Here is a 12711-nt window from a genome sequence, read left to right as displayed (position 1 = left end):
CGCCATTAACGGGCCCGGCCCATCGGGCCGAGCCCGTTTCCCGAAGCCATAGCTGGCGGCCCCGAGCGGGCCGGCGCCGTTTTCGGGAAGCCAGGGTTGGTCGGCCTCCAGGGGCCGGCACCGTATTCCCGAAAGCCACCAATTTCGCGCTCAAATCAACGGAGGCCATCTTATGGCACAGAGGCGGACGGCGTGGACACGCCTGACGACCCCATTCGCCAACATTCCCGCCAGCACGGCAACGTCGCTCGCGCTGGGGATGTGGATTGTCGTGATCGGCGGCTGGGCCTTGCTGTCCTACGGCCGCATCGTGCCGAACATGTTCCTGCCGACACCCGGAACGGTGCTGCAGACGACCTATCGCATGTCGCTTGACGGCAGCCTTTTCTACCACACTTTGACCAGCGCCAAGGTGGTGATCCTGGGCTTCATCGTATCTTCGGCGATCGCGGTGCCGCTGGGACTGTGGATGGGAACCTACCGGGCGGTGCAGGCGCCGCTGGAGCCGCTGGTCAATTTCATCCGCTACCTGCCGGTGACCTCCTTCGTGCCTCTGTTCATTCTCTGGATCGGCATCGGCATAGAGCAGCGCATAGCGGTGATCTTCTTCGGGACGTTCTTCCAGCAGCTCGTGATGATCTCGGACTGCGCGCGCGGTGTCTCCAGGGATCTGGTCAATGCCTCTTACACGCTCGGCACCAAGCGCAGCGAAGCGGTATGGCACGTCATCTTCCCCGCTGCACTTCCGACGATCCTGGACACGCTTCGCGTCACCATGGGTTGGGCCTGGACTTATCTGGTCGTGGCCGAGCTCGTGGCCGCATCGAGCGGTCTCGGCTATATCAGTCTCAAGGCGATGCGCGGCTTCCAGGTCGACGTGATCTTCATGGCGATCGCCGCTATCGGGCTCCTGGGTCTCATCACCGACACGGCATTCCGCATTCTCAGGGCAAGGGTCGCGCCATGGGCACCTTGATCTTGAACGCATCCTCGCAAACCACAGCCGGATCAAGGGTAGTGATGACCGAAACCATCAAGGCGAACAATCCGGCCGGTGTGGCCTCCGCCAATGTCGATGCGCGCGCCCCGGGCATCACGATGGCCGTCGAGGACGTGACGTTGCGCTACGGCGACGCCAATGGCGTGCTGGCGCTGGACGATGTGTCGCTCAAGGTGGCCAGGAACGAATTCTGCGTCATCGTCGGTCCTTCGGGATGCGGCAAATCCAGCCTGCTCTATCTCGCCGCGGGCCTCAACGACGCGACCTCGGGCAGCATCAAGGTCGACGGCAGGGAAGTGATCGAGCCCGGCCCCGACAGGGGCATGGTGTTCCAGAGCTACACCCTGTTTCCCTGGCTCACCGTGCGCGCCAACATCGAGTATGGACCGAAGCGCAAGGGGTTGCCCGCGGAGCAGCGCAAGCAGATCGTCGACCAATATCTCAACGAGGTCGGGCTCGCGCCTTTCGCCGATCATTATCCCGCGCAGCTCTCCGGCGGCATGAAACAGCGCGTGGCGATCGCGCGCGCCCTTGCCAACGACCCGGCCGTCCTCCTGATGGACGAGCCGTTCGGCGCGCTCGACAGCCAGACGCGCGGCACCATGCAGAAGCTGCTCCTGCGCGTCTGGGAGCGACAGCAGAAGACGGTGCTCTTCGTCACCCATGACATCGACGAGGCGCTGGTGCTCGGCGATCGCGTCCTGGTGATGACGGCCCGGCCTGGCAAGATCAAGGCCGAGATCAAGGTCGACATCCCGCGGCCGCGCTCTATGGACGTGATCCTCGAACCCGACTTCATCGCGCTCAAGCGCCGCATCCTCGGGCTTCTGCACGACGAGATCGACGAGGATCACTAATGCATGTCGCCCAAAGGTGCGCAGCGGTTTTGGGAGAACGAGATGCACAGACAGAGACTTAAAGCGCGTGACGCGCTTTAAGAGCGATCTCAAATAGTTGGGGGCAGTTCCGCGTGCAAACGCTGAACTGCCCCAAACGTCGAAGGGTGGGGGGAGCCTACCTTTGGCCGCGATGCGCCGAGCCGAGGATCATCTCGGAAGCCTTCTGACCGATCATCATGCTTGGCGCGTTGGTGTTGCCGCCGATTAGCTTCGGCATGATTGAGGCATCGGCGACCCGGAGCCCGTCCACGCCGCGCACCTTGAGCGTCACCGGATCGACGACGGCCATAGCGTCCGTTCCCATCTTGCAGGTTCCCACCGGGTGATAGACCGTCAGCGCCTCGGCGCGCAGATAGGCCAGGATCTCGTCGTCGCTGCTAACATCCTTGCCCGGCAGCATCTCCTTGCCGCGCACCTCGTCGAACTCGGACGAGGCAAAGATCCGGCGCGCGATCTTGATGCCTTCGACCAGCACCATCGCGTCGTCTTCATGCGTGAAGAACCGGTGGTCGATGAGGACGTCCCGTCCAGCATTGTCGCGTGACAATTTGATTTCGCCCACGCTTTTCGGCCGAAGCACGCAGGTGTGGATGGCGTAGCCGTGGCCGTATTCGATCAGCCGGCCGCGATGGCTGCGATAGCCTGGCACGAAGTGGAACTGGATGTCGGGAAGGCCGTTCGCATGCCTGGTCTTCGCAAAGCCGCCAGCTTCGATATAGTTGGTGGTGAGCATGCCCTTGCGGCGTGCGAAATACTGGAAGGGCGCCGCCGCCATGCGCGGCAGGTTGGCGATCGACAGGCCGAGTGTCCTGGCGCTCCTGGAGCGCACGGTGATCATGCCGTCGACATGGTCCTGCAGGTTCTTGCCGACGCCGGGCAGGTCGAGGACCGGCGTGATGCCGATCTGCCGGAGCTCATCTGCGGGGCCGATGCCGGACGCCATCAGGATCCTGGGCGAGTTGATGGCGCCGGCCGAAAGCACGATCTCGCGGTTGGCGGAAAGCGTTTTCTGCTGGCCGTCGTGCCGCACGCGCATCCCCGCGGCGCGGCCGTCGGCGATGACGAGGTCGATCACCTCGCATTCGCTGAGCAGCGTCAGGTTCTTGCGATCAAGCACCGGACGCATGAACGCGCTGAAGCTGCTGAAGCGCTGTCCCCGGTTCTGCGTGACGTTGTAGATCCCGAGGCCGAACTGGCTTTCCGCATTGAAGTCGGTGTTGGCGGGCAGGCCGGCATCTTTCCCGGCCTTGACGAACATCCCGGAAAGCACGTTCGGATCGCGCGGATTGTCGACCAGGAGCTCGCCGTCGCTGCCATGATAGCGCGGGTCCTGGCCGAGCAGATTGCGCTCCAGCTTCTTGAACACGGGCAGCACGTCGCCGTAGGCCCAGCCGGCGCAGCCGAGCCAGGCCCACTCGTCATAATCCTCGGCGGCGCCGCGAATATAGACCATCGAGTTGATAGAGCTGGAGCCGCCCAGCGCCTTGCCGCGGTTGACAGGAATCCTGCGCTTGTTGAGTTCGGGTTGCGGCACGCCGACGAAGCAATAGTCGTAGTTCGGGTTGCCGTAGAGCGAGAGGATGCCTGCCGGCACTTTGACCCGGAGGCTGTCGTCGCTGCCGCCGGCCTCGACCAGGCACACTTTGACCGACGGATCGGCGCTCAGCCGATTGGCGACCACGCAACCGGCCGAGCCGGCGCCGACGATGACGTAGTCAAATTCCGTCGCTTCCATCCAACCCCCAAGACGCGGCCTCAGGCCGCGGGTTCTTCCCAGACCGGTTTGCCGCCGACGATTGTTTTCAGCACCGATATCAGCGATTTTGTCCGGCTCGATCCGTAGCGGATCATCGGAAAGGACGATGAAGTCGGCGAGCTTTCCCGCCGCCAAACTGCCTTCGTCATCTTCCCGGTGGCCAGCAAAGGCCTCTCCCAGCGTGTAGGCATGAAGCGCCTGGGCGACGGTGATCCTCTGCGCAGGGACCCAGCCGGTTTCCGGCTGGTGGTCCCGGCTCTGGCGCAGCACCGCATTGCGAATGCCGACGAGTGGATTGAGGTCGACGATCGGCCAATCGGTCCAAAGGCGACGCCGCCGCCGGCCTCGTGGATGGAGCGAACAGGAAAGGCGCGTGGCAGGAATCCGGAGCCGACACGCAGCGCGCCGTTTGCATAAAGGGTCTCTCGCGCCATTTCACTCCCGGCCATCGTCGCTCTGATGCGGGTGGGCAGGGAACCACTAAATCCACGCCACAAGAATTACTTTTTCCAGCATCCGTGCTTAGGGGCTGCCTAAGTTTTTTGCGATGTCTAAAGAATGACTTGCCGATCCTGATCGCTCGAATTGGGTGTCTCGGCGATCCTGGCCCAGCGTTTAGGGATAAGCTAAGCACTGACACATGAAATCATAATTTTCGCTCCGCCAGGCCGTCAATAAAAGCAAAACCGGACCTCCATCACAGTGGCGAAAGCCCGATCGAAAGAGACGTGGACATGTCGGTTGAGAAGGTAGACACGCTCGTCGTTGGCGGCGGCCAGGCCGGGGTGGCCATGAGCGAGCATCTGGGCAAGTGCGGTGTACCCCATCTCGTCCTCGAACGAGGCCGCATTGCCGAGCGCTGGCGCTCGCAGCGCTGGGACTCGCTGGTCGCCAATGGACCGGCCTGGCATGACCGGTTCCCAGGCATGGAGTTTCCCGTTACGGGTCCCGACGGATTCCCCTCCAAGGAAGAGGTTGCCGACTATTTCGTCGCCTACGCGAAGCAGATCAATGCGCCGATCCGCTGTGGCGTGGAGGTCAAGCTCGTGCAGAGGAATGCTGGGCGGCCGGGATTCCGCGTCGAGACGTCGGGCGGTGTGATCGAAGCCAACAGCGTGGTCGCCGCGACGGGACCTTTCCAGGTCCCCGTCATTCCGCCTCTCGTTCCCGCGGATGGCGGCATCCTGCAAATCCATTCCAGCGCGTACCGCAACCCGGCGCAGCTGCCAAAAGGCGCGGTCCTGGTGGTTGGAGCCGGCTCGTCGGGCGTGCAGATCGCCGACGAACTCCTGCGCGCCGGCAGGCGCGTGTACCTCTCGGTCGGCCCGCACGACCGTCCGCCGCGAGCCTATCGCGGACGCGACTTCTGCTGGTGGCTGGGCGTACTCGGCAAATGGGACGCCGAAACGCCGGGGCCCGGGACCGAGCACGTCACGATCGCGGTCAGCGGCGCGCGTGGCGGCGAGACGATCGACTTCCGCCGTCTGGCCGCGCAAGGGCTCACGCTCGTCGGCATGACCAAGACTTATACGGATGGCGTGATGAGCTTCGCGCCAGACCTTGCCAGGAACATCGCCCGCGGCGACGCCAGCCTGATGTCCCTGCTTGACGAGGCCGACGCCTATGTCGCTCGCAATGGTCTCGACCTTCCCGAAGAGCCATCGGCACGCCGGATCGACCCTGACCCGGAATGCGTGGCCAATCCGATAAGTGAGCTCAATCTCGCCGAGGCCGGGATCACGACGATCATCTGGGCGACGGGTTTCGCGGTCGACTACAGCTGGCTGAAGGTCGACGCCTTCGACGACAAGGGCCGGCCAAGGCACCATCGCGGTGTCTCGACGGAGCCAGGAATCTATTTCCTGGGCCTGCCCTGGCAGTCGCGGCGGGGATCGAGCTTCATCTGGGGCGTCTGGCACGATGCCAAGCACATTGCCGACCGTATTTCGACGCAGCGAAAATATCTGGCCTACCACGACGCCGCGAAGCGCGAGCCCGTGGACGCTTGACCAAAGCTGCGAGCCCGACCCTGATGGAGACCGAGATGGCGCATACGCGAATTCGTAAATTCAACACCAAGGACACCTATCCCGAACAGAAGCTCGACAACGATCTCTGCCAGGCGGTCGTTACGCGCGGCGGCCGCACAGTCTATCTGCGTGGCCAGTGCCCGCAGGATCTCGACACGGCCAGGAACATCGACAGCCACGATCCGGTCGAGCAGACCCACAAGGTCATGCAGAACATCAAGCAGCTCATCGAGGAGTGCGGCGGCAAGATGGAGCATCTGGTCAAGGTGGTCGTCTACATCACCGACGTTCGCCATCGCGAGGCCGTCTACCGGACGATGGGCGAATACATAAAGGGGGTCTATCCGGTTTCGACCGGCTTGGTCGTGTCGGCGCTCGCGCGGCCGGAATGGCTGGTCGAGATCGACGGCACGGCCGTGATCCCGGACTGAGCGCCATGACGTTCTCCATCGTTGCGCGCTGCCGGCACACGGGCATGTTCGGGGTGGCGGTGTCCTCGTCGTCTCCCGCGGTCGCGGCCCGCTGCGCTTATGCGCAAGCGGGTGTCGGCGCGGTCGCCAGTCAGAACGTCACCGACCCGACACTCGGGCCTCGGGCGCTGGAGCTTATGGCGCGGGGCGCCTCCGCCACCGAGGCCGTCGCGATCCTGAAGCGTACCGCCGCCTTCAGCGAGTACCGGCAGGTCCTGGCCGTGGACACGGCCGGCGGCAGCGCGATCCATTCGGGGCCGAGAGCGCTCGGCATCTGGGCCGAGGCGCGCGGCGAGGATGTCGCCTGCGGCGGCAACCTGCTCGCGAACGCCGGTGTTCCGCAAGCCATGGTCGACGCCTTCCTCGCCTCCGAGGGCGATCTCGGCGATCGGCTGATCGCGACGATGCGTGCGGCGCTGAAGGCCGGCGGGGAGGCAGGGCCCGTCCGCTCGGCCGGCATGAAGCTGGTGCGCGATGTGTCATGGCCTGTCGCCGATCTGCGTTGCGACTGGACCGAGGCCTGTCCGATCGAGCAACTGGCTACGTTGTGGGAAATCTACAAGCCCCAGCTCGATGCATACGTCACCCGCGCCCTCAACCCGTCCGATGCGCCGAGCTACGGCGTTCCCGGTGACGAATAGTCCGGTCAGTTCTGGAACCGGCATAAGGGAACTCATTCAAAAGGAGTGGGTCGGCAAGGCGTCCGCGATCCGTTTCGGCGACAAGGCGTTCATCGACGTCATCGGGCTCTGCGCATCGCCGGTGTTCACGCAAACAGCGCCGACGGGCAGTCGCTCGGCCAGCGCCGCTGCCGTGGCCGGATTGATGCTGGGGAGGGCCTGGCCCGAGCGGGCGTGCACCGCCTTGCCGCCCTTCGGCTGCACGCAGTCCGGCTTCGGGCGCGACTGTCGCTGCATGCGCTTGACAAAAACCGCGCTGAAGACCACCTGGATCAAGTACCACGGAGCGGCCACGACTTGATTGCAGCGACCAAACGGGCATCATAGAAGCCCATGCCGCTCCGTTTCACGCTCAGACAGCTCGAATATTTCGTCGCCGTTGGCGAAGCAGGCTCGATCGCCAAGGCGGCCGAGCAGGTGAACGTCTCGCCGCCCTCGATCTCGGCGTCGATAGCCCAGCTCGAAGCGGAATTCGGCGTCCAGCTCTTCGTGCGCAAGCATTCGCATGCGCTGGCATTGACGGCGGGCGGCCGCCTGTTCCTCAAGGAGGCCGCGCGGCTGCTCAACGATGCCGACGCGCTGCACGACATTGCCGGCGATATCGCCGAAAAGGTCCGCGGACCGCTGGCGGTCGGCTGTCTGCTCACCTTCGCGCAGATCGTGCTGCCGGCGCTGCGCCGGAAATTCGAGGACGCCTATCCGGATGTGCGCGTCCGGCAGTTCGAGCGCAACCAAGGGCAGTTGTTCGAGATGCTGCAGCGTGGCGAGATAGACGCCGCGCTCACCTACGATCTCGAACTGTCGCAGGACATGACGTTCGAGCCGCTGATACAATTGCCGGCCTATGTGATGCTGCCGGCCGCGCATCCTCTTGCGGCGAGGGAGGGCATCACGCCCGAGGAACTGGTCGACGAGCCGATGGTGCTGCTCGACCTGCCCTACAGCCGCGAATATTTCCTCTCGGCTTTTCAAGGTCTGCGACCCAGGATCGCCGAGCGTACGGGCGACATCGCCGTGATGCGCTCGATGGTTGCCAACGGCTTCGGCTACGGCATCGCAAACATGCGGCCGCTCAACGCCATGTCGCCGGATGGCAAGTTGCTGGTCTTCGTGCCGCTGTTGGGCGATCTCAGGCCGCTCACCATGGGAATTGCGCTGCCCAACGCCGAGCATCGCACGCTGACCGTGCAGGCCTTCATTGACCACTGCCGGCGCTTCGTGGTCGAACAAGGCGTCTTCGGCACAGAACGGATCGTCAAATGAGGGATGTCACGGCCAGCCGTCGACGAGCCGGGACAGCAGCCTCTCCAGCATATCGTCGCAGCGCCGCAACTGTTCGACGCTGACGAATTCGTCCGGCTTGTGGCCCTGCGCCATCGAGCCTGGTCCGCAGACGACAGCGAGCGTTCCGAGATCGCGGCTGAACAATCCTCCTTCAGTGCCGAAAGCGACCTTCATCGTGCTGTTGGCGCCGGTGAGCGATTTGACGAAGGCGACAGCTTCGGACGTGGCCGGCGTGTCGAGGCCGGGATAGCTGTTGGTGATCTCGATGTCGATTGCGGCCTCCGGCGCGATCGAAGCGGCATCCACGGCAATGCGCGACGCGGCGTCGCGCAGCCTGTCGAGAATGCCGGCGGCATCGTCGGCGGCGACGTTGCGGATCTCGAAATCGACCACGCAAAGATTGGGTACGATGTTGAGCGCCACGCCGGCATTGATCTTGCCGACATGCACGGTCGTGTAGGGAATGTCGTAGTCGCCGTCGCGAGCGCCTTCGCGGGTCAGCCGATCCTGTTCGTCGCGCAAGGCGAGCACGAAGTCGCAGCCGAGATGGATGGCGTTGAGCGCCAGCGGAGCGAGCGCCGAATGGCCCTCCCTTCCCTTGCAGAGGGCGCGCGCCGCGAGCTTGCCCTTGTGCCCCGTCGCCACCTGCATGTCGGTCGGCTCGCCGACGATGCACAGCAGCGGGCGCTGGGGCGCCGCGCTCAGCATCTCGATCAGGTCTCTTACGCCGAGGCAGCCGACCTCCTCATCGTAGGAGAGCGCCAGATGCAGGGGCGTGCGAAGCGCCATCTTCGAGGCTTTGACGCAGGTCGCGAGGGCGCTGGCGACGAAGCCCTTCATGTCCGCCGCGCCGCGCCCGTAAAGCTTGCCGTCGCGCGCGGTCATCGCGAATGGCGGCAAAGTCCAGTTCTGGCCATCGACCGGAACGACGTCTGTGTGGCCGGAAAGCATGATGCCGGGCTTGTCTGCCGGGCCGATGGTGGCAAAGAGATTGGCCTTGTGCCCGTCCGCGCTGCGGATGATCTGGCTGGCGATGCCGCTCGCCCCGAGCAGGTCCGTCGCATAGGCGATAAGGTCGAGGTTGGAGTCGCGGCTCACCGTCGGGAAGGCGATCAGCCGTTCGAGGATACCGATGCTGTCCATTTCTTTGTCCCATTGCGGCAACCGGCTGTGTAGCATCGCGGCGCGGCGGCGCTGAAGTCGCATTTGGCTCAGCCCCGGTTCATCTGAGGCTAATCCGCGCGACGCGCTATTAGGCGCGTCCTAATCCGCACAGAAGAATTCCGTAGTTTTCCCGCGCCGGCGTCAACTTATGAGTAATCTCGGTCGGATCGGCAGGGCTGAGCCGGCATGAAGGAAGCTATTATGCGCGACCCACGCTACGACATTCTGTTCGAGCCGATGAAGATCGGCCCGGTGACCGCCAAGAACCGCTTCTATCAGGTTCCGCACTGCAATGGCGGCGGCTATCGCGATCCGTCGGCCGCGGCCGAGATGCGCCGCATAAAGTCGGAAGGTGGATGGGGCGTCATCTTCACTGAGCAGACGGAGATGCATCACACTTCCGAGATCACGCCCTTCATCGAGCTCAGGCTGTGGGACGACGCCGACATTCCGGCTTTGGCCAAGATGGCCAGGGCCATGCACGAATACGGAGCGCTCGCCGGCATCCAGCTCGCCTATTCCGGCATCAACGGCCCCAATCTCTACACCAAGGAGGTTCCGCGCGGGCCGTCGGCGCTTCCGATCCGCACGTTCACCAACGATCCGGTGCAGGCTCGCGCGATGGACAAGCAGGATATCCGCGATCTGCGCCGCTGGCACCGCAATGCCTTCAAGCGCGCGAAGCAGGCGGGCTTCGACCTGGTGTGCCTTTATGGGGCGCACGGCTTCGGCATCATCCAGCATTTCCTCTCGACCGCCACCAATCAGCGCAGCGACGAATATGGCGGCTCACTGGAGAACCGCTCTCGCCTGATGCGCGAGCTGATCGAGGAAGGGCGCGACGCGATCGGCGAGACCTGCGGCCTGACGCTCAGGCTGTCGCTGGACGAAATGATCGGCGAGCTTGGCTTCGCCAACTCGGAAGTCCGCGACATGATCGAGATGCATGCCGACCTGCCGGATTTGTGGGACCTCGCGCATGGCGCCTGGGAGGATTGCTCGGGGCCGTCGCGCTTCAAGGAAGAGGCGGCGCAGGAGAGCCTCGTCTCCGGCATCAAGAAGCTGACCTCGAAGCCGGTCGTCGGTGTCGGCCGCTTCACCTCTCCGGACGTGATGGTGCGGATGATCAAATCGGGCACGCTCGACTTCATCGGTTGCGCGCGCCCGTCGATCGCCGATCCTTTCCTGCCGCGGAAGGTCGAGGAGGGCCGGATTGAGGACATCCGCGAATGCATCGGATGCAACATCTGCATCACCGGCGACATGACGATGTCGATCTCGCGCTGCACGCAGAACCCGACCTTCATGGAGGAATGGCGCAAGGGCTGGCATCCGGAGCGCATGCAGGCCAAGGGCGACAGCGACAGCGTGCTGATCGTCGGCGCCGGACCCGCCGGCCTTGAAGCCGCCCGCGCGCTCGGCCTGCGCGGCTACCAGGTGGCAATCGCCGAAGCCGGCACCGAGCTAGGCGGGCGCGTGGCACGCGAGTGCCTGCTGCCGGGCCTGTCGGCCTGGGGCAGGGTTCGCGACTATCGCCAGTACCAGTTGAGCCAGATGCAGAACGTCGACATCTATTTCGAAAGCCGGCTGACGACCGACGACATCCTGTCCTTCGGCTTCCAGAATGTCGCCATCGCCACCGGATCGACATGGCGGCGCGACGGCGTCGCGCGCGCCCATGTCGTGCCGATGCGGATCGATACCGCCATGCCGGTTTACTCGCCCGACGACTTGATGGACGGCAAGGTGCCTTCCGGCAATGTGGTGCTGTTCGACGACGACCACTATTACATGGGCGGTGTGCTAGCCGAGCTGATGGCGCGGCAGGGCGCGAAAGTGACCCTGGTGACGCCATCGGCCTATGTCTCGGACTGGACCCGCAACACGCTGGAGCAGGGCGCCATCCATCGCCGCCTGGCGGAGCTGGGCGTCGATATCGTGCTCAACAGGACCGTCACGAGCATCGTTTCGGGCGGGGTCGCGACGGCCTGCGTCTACACCGGTGCGAAACGGGACCTTGTCGCCGACGCCGTCGTCCTGGTCACGTCGCGCGATCAGGACGATGCCGTCTGGCGCGAACTCAAGACTCGCGAACATGAGTGGGCCGCCAATGGCATCCACTCGATCAAGGTCATCGGCGACGCCGAAGCGCCGGGGCCGATCGCCTGGGCGACCTATGCCGGCCACCGCTTCGCCCGCGAGCTGGATGAAGCGAATATCGGCGACGCTCTGCCTTTCCGGCGCGAAGTGGCGGCGCTGGCGGAGTAGGGCGTGTCACCGTTTCAAGGGATCGGCGATCTTCTTCGTTTTAGGTAACCGCCAGCTATGCCGGGAGCCTCGCGATTGGTCGCGTCAGCCACACGTTGCCGCAGACTTGAGCGCTTCGGCACGGGAAGGTCCTGGCAAACTTCCGATCCGTCGAACAGAGGCGTAGAATCTCGGATAGTCGCCTGCGCACAAGTCGAACAAGCGAATAAAGGCTGGAACCTGTTCGCCATAGACCGACGTCGCGGCGAGCTTCGCGTTGTTGATCGGGCTGTCGAACCAGGCGTCGTATCCGCGATATCCGGCCCAGCGCTTGTCACGCGTCAGCCGGTAGCGCACCCGTAGCCTGTCGATCATGGCGGCTTTGGCGACCGCCATCTGCTCCGGGCCGCGGGGACTTCCATAGACCTGCTTCAGCTCGTCCCGGGTCTTCGATATCAATTCGAGAAAATCGGCGCTGCGCTTGCGATTGGCTTCGTAGCGGCGCAGTCCGGCGCGGTTGCCGGTGGCGCGCAGCCATTTCCTCACGCCGGTGGTCTCGACGGCGACCGCGAAAGCCTCGTTGAAAGCGGAGTCGCCATTCACATAGACTTTCTGATGCGCCAGTTCATGAAAGATGAGGCTGGCGATATAGGCGTCGTCCTGGCGGAGCATGGTGCTCAGCAGCGGGTCGCTGAACCAGCCCAGGGTGGAATAGGCGGTGACCCCCGACACATAGACGTCCAGGCCCTTCCGCTGCAGTTCAGCGGCGTTCTCAGCCGCGGAGCTCCGGGAAAAATAGCCCCGGTATGGAACGCAGCCGAAAACCGGAAAGCACCATGTTATCGGCGTGAGCGAGAATTGCGGCGCGGCAAAAACCGCGAAGGTCACATTGTCCCGGCCGATGTCCACATAGCTGCGGTAGCTGTTGTTATCGGGCAGCGCCAGTTCTTGCGTGGCAAAGCGACGTATGGCGCTGGCCGACGTCAGCTTGGCGCGCAACGGCTTTGGCGTCGACGGATCATCGATCAGCTTTGCAACATTCTTGCGCGCCGCCATGATCTGCACATGGCCCTCCAGCGACTGCGCATAGTAGGAAATGCTGGTGCAGCCGCTCGCGCCGGACGCCAGGGCAATAGCGGCAAGCAACCGAAAAACGCGCTTCACTGCTTACCCACCGCTTG

12 protein-coding genes and 1 pseudogene are annotated in these 12711 nt (G+C 64.1%); 7 read left to right on the top strand and 6 right to left on the bottom strand.

The window, feature by feature from the left end:
- Positions 1–172 precede the first annotated feature (172 nt).
- Positions 173–976 (top strand): ABC transporter permease, encoded by an 804-nt coding sequence (locus tag ACR64R_RS14145; protein ID WP_487362226.1) that lies wholly within the window; start codon positions 173–175, stop codon positions 974–976.
- Positions 977–1098: 122 nt separating this feature from the next.
- Positions 1099–1857 carry an ABC transporter ATP-binding protein gene (locus ACR64R_RS14140; protein ID WP_487362440.1) on the top strand — a complete coding sequence of 253 codons (759 nt, stop codon included), beginning with the start codon at positions 1099–1101 and terminating at the stop codon, positions 1855–1857.
- 157 nt (positions 1858–2014) lie between these two features.
- Here the strand turns inward: ACR64R_RS14140 and ACR64R_RS14135 are convergent, their stop codons facing one another.
- The 3 genes and pseudogenes from ACR64R_RS14135 to ACR64R_RS14125 all read right to left on the bottom strand — a co-directional run.
- Positions 2015–3634, bottom strand: a complete 1620-nt coding sequence (locus ACR64R_RS14135) for a GMC family oxidoreductase (RefSeq protein WP_487362439.1) — start codon at positions 3632–3634, stop codon at positions 2015–2017.
- A gap of 20 nt (positions 3635–3654) precedes the next feature.
- The gene (locus tag ACR64R_RS14130; RefSeq protein ID WP_487362594.1) at positions 3655–3822 is read right to left on the bottom strand and encodes a hypothetical protein; all 168 of its coding nucleotides are present in this window, start codon (positions 3820–3822) and stop codon (positions 3655–3657) included.
- Positions 3764–3925, bottom strand: a pseudogene (locus ACR64R_RS14125) (hypothetical protein); the annotation flags it as partial. The pseudogene ACR64R_RS14125 and the gene ACR64R_RS14130, both read right to left, overlap by 59 nt.
- Before the next feature lie 464 nt (positions 3926–4389).
- Between ACR64R_RS14125 and ACR64R_RS14120 the strand changes: the two are divergent.
- The 3 genes from ACR64R_RS14120 to ACR64R_RS14110 are packed head-to-tail and all read left to right on the top strand — an operon-like array spanning position 4390 to position 6796.
- Positions 4390–5664, top strand: coding sequence for a flavin-containing monooxygenase (locus ACR64R_RS14120; protein WP_487362225.1), 1275 nt, complete (start codon positions 4390–4392; stop codon positions 5662–5664).
- Between the two features lie 35 nt (positions 5665–5699).
- A complete protein-coding gene (locus ACR64R_RS14115; protein WP_487362224.1) occupies positions 5700–6116 on the top strand; it encodes a RidA family protein in 417 nt (138 codons plus the stop codon).
- A 5-nt stretch (positions 6117–6121) separates the two neighbouring features.
- Entirely contained in the window at positions 6122–6796 is a 675-nt protein-coding gene (locus tag ACR64R_RS14110; protein WP_487362223.1) for a DUF1028 domain-containing protein, read from the top strand.
- A gap of 36 nt (positions 6797–6832) precedes the next feature.
- Here ACR64R_RS14110 and ACR64R_RS14105 read toward each other — a convergent pair whose 3' ends face one another.
- Positions 6833–7111 carry a hypothetical protein gene (locus ACR64R_RS14105; RefSeq protein WP_487362222.1) on the bottom strand — a complete coding sequence of 93 codons (279 nt, stop codon included), beginning with the start codon at positions 7109–7111 and terminating at the stop codon, positions 6833–6835.
- A 57-nt stretch (positions 7112–7168) separates the two neighbouring features.
- Here ACR64R_RS14105 and ACR64R_RS14100 point away from each other — a divergent pair, with 57 nt between their 5' ends.
- The gene (locus ACR64R_RS14100; RefSeq protein ID WP_487362221.1) at positions 7169–8098 is read left to right on the top strand and encodes a LysR family transcriptional regulator; all 930 of its coding nucleotides are present in this window, start codon (positions 7169–7171) and stop codon (positions 8096–8098) included.
- Positions 8099–8104: 6 nt separating this feature from the next.
- Here ACR64R_RS14100 and argE read toward each other — a convergent pair whose 3' ends face one another.
- Positions 8105–9262: an acetylornithine deacetylase gene (gene argE, locus ACR64R_RS14095; RefSeq protein WP_487362220.1), complete on the bottom strand. Its 1158-nt coding sequence runs from the start codon at positions 9260–9262 to the stop codon at positions 8105–8107.
- Positions 9263–9484: 222 nt separating this feature from the next.
- Here argE and ACR64R_RS14090 point away from each other — a divergent pair, with 222 nt between their 5' ends.
- Positions 9485–11551: an oxidoreductase gene (locus tag ACR64R_RS14090; protein ID WP_487362438.1), complete on the top strand. Its 2067-nt coding sequence runs from the start codon at positions 9485–9487 to the stop codon at positions 11549–11551.
- An 84-nt stretch (positions 11552–11635) separates the two neighbouring features.
- Here the strand turns inward: ACR64R_RS14090 and ACR64R_RS14085 are convergent, their stop codons facing one another.
- A complete protein-coding gene (locus ACR64R_RS14085; protein ID WP_487362219.1) occupies positions 11636–12694 on the bottom strand; it encodes an aminopeptidase in 1059 nt (352 codons plus the stop codon).
- Positions 12695–12711: the final 17 nt, after the last annotated feature.

The organism is Mesorhizobium sp. MC2-1-1, from assembly GCF_057597255.1.
The sequence above is the reverse complement of the archived record's forward strand: the minus strand, read 5'-3'. Positions and strand labels throughout refer to the sequence as shown.

Excerpts from the sequence above, each read along its gene's own strand:
- ACR64R_RS14110 (WP_487362223.1), top strand. The coding sequence starts at position 6,122 with ATGACGTTCTCCATCGTTGCGCGCTGCCGGCACACGGGCATGTTCGGG.
- ACR64R_RS14120 (WP_487362225.1), top strand. The coding sequence starts at position 4,390 with ATGTCGGTTGAGAAGGTAGACACGCTCGTCGTTGGCGGCGGCCAGGCC.
- ACR64R_RS14140 (WP_487362440.1), top strand. The coding sequence starts at position 1,099 with ATGGCCGTCGAGGACGTGACGTTGCGCTACGGCGACGCCAATGGCGTG.
- ACR64R_RS14115 (WP_487362224.1), top strand. The coding sequence starts at position 5,700 with ATGGCGCATACGCGAATTCGTAAATTCAACACCAAGGACACCTATCCC.
- argE (WP_487362220.1), bottom strand. The coding sequence starts at position 9,262 with ATGGACAGCATCGGTATCCTCGAACGGCTGATCGCCTTCCCGACGGTG.
- ACR64R_RS14100 (WP_487362221.1), top strand. The coding sequence starts at position 7,169 with ATGCCGCTCCGTTTCACGCTCAGACAGCTCGAATATTTCGTCGCCGTT.
- ACR64R_RS14090 (WP_487362438.1), top strand. The coding sequence starts at position 9,485 with ATGCGCGACCCACGCTACGACATTCTGTTCGAGCCGATGAAGATCGGC.
- ACR64R_RS14145 (WP_487362226.1), top strand. The coding sequence starts at position 173 with ATGGCACAGAGGCGGACGGCGTGGACACGCCTGACGACCCCATTCGCC.
- ACR64R_RS14135 (WP_487362439.1), bottom strand. The coding sequence starts at position 3,634 with ATGGAAGCGACGGAATTTGACTACGTCATCGTCGGCGCCGGCTCGGCC.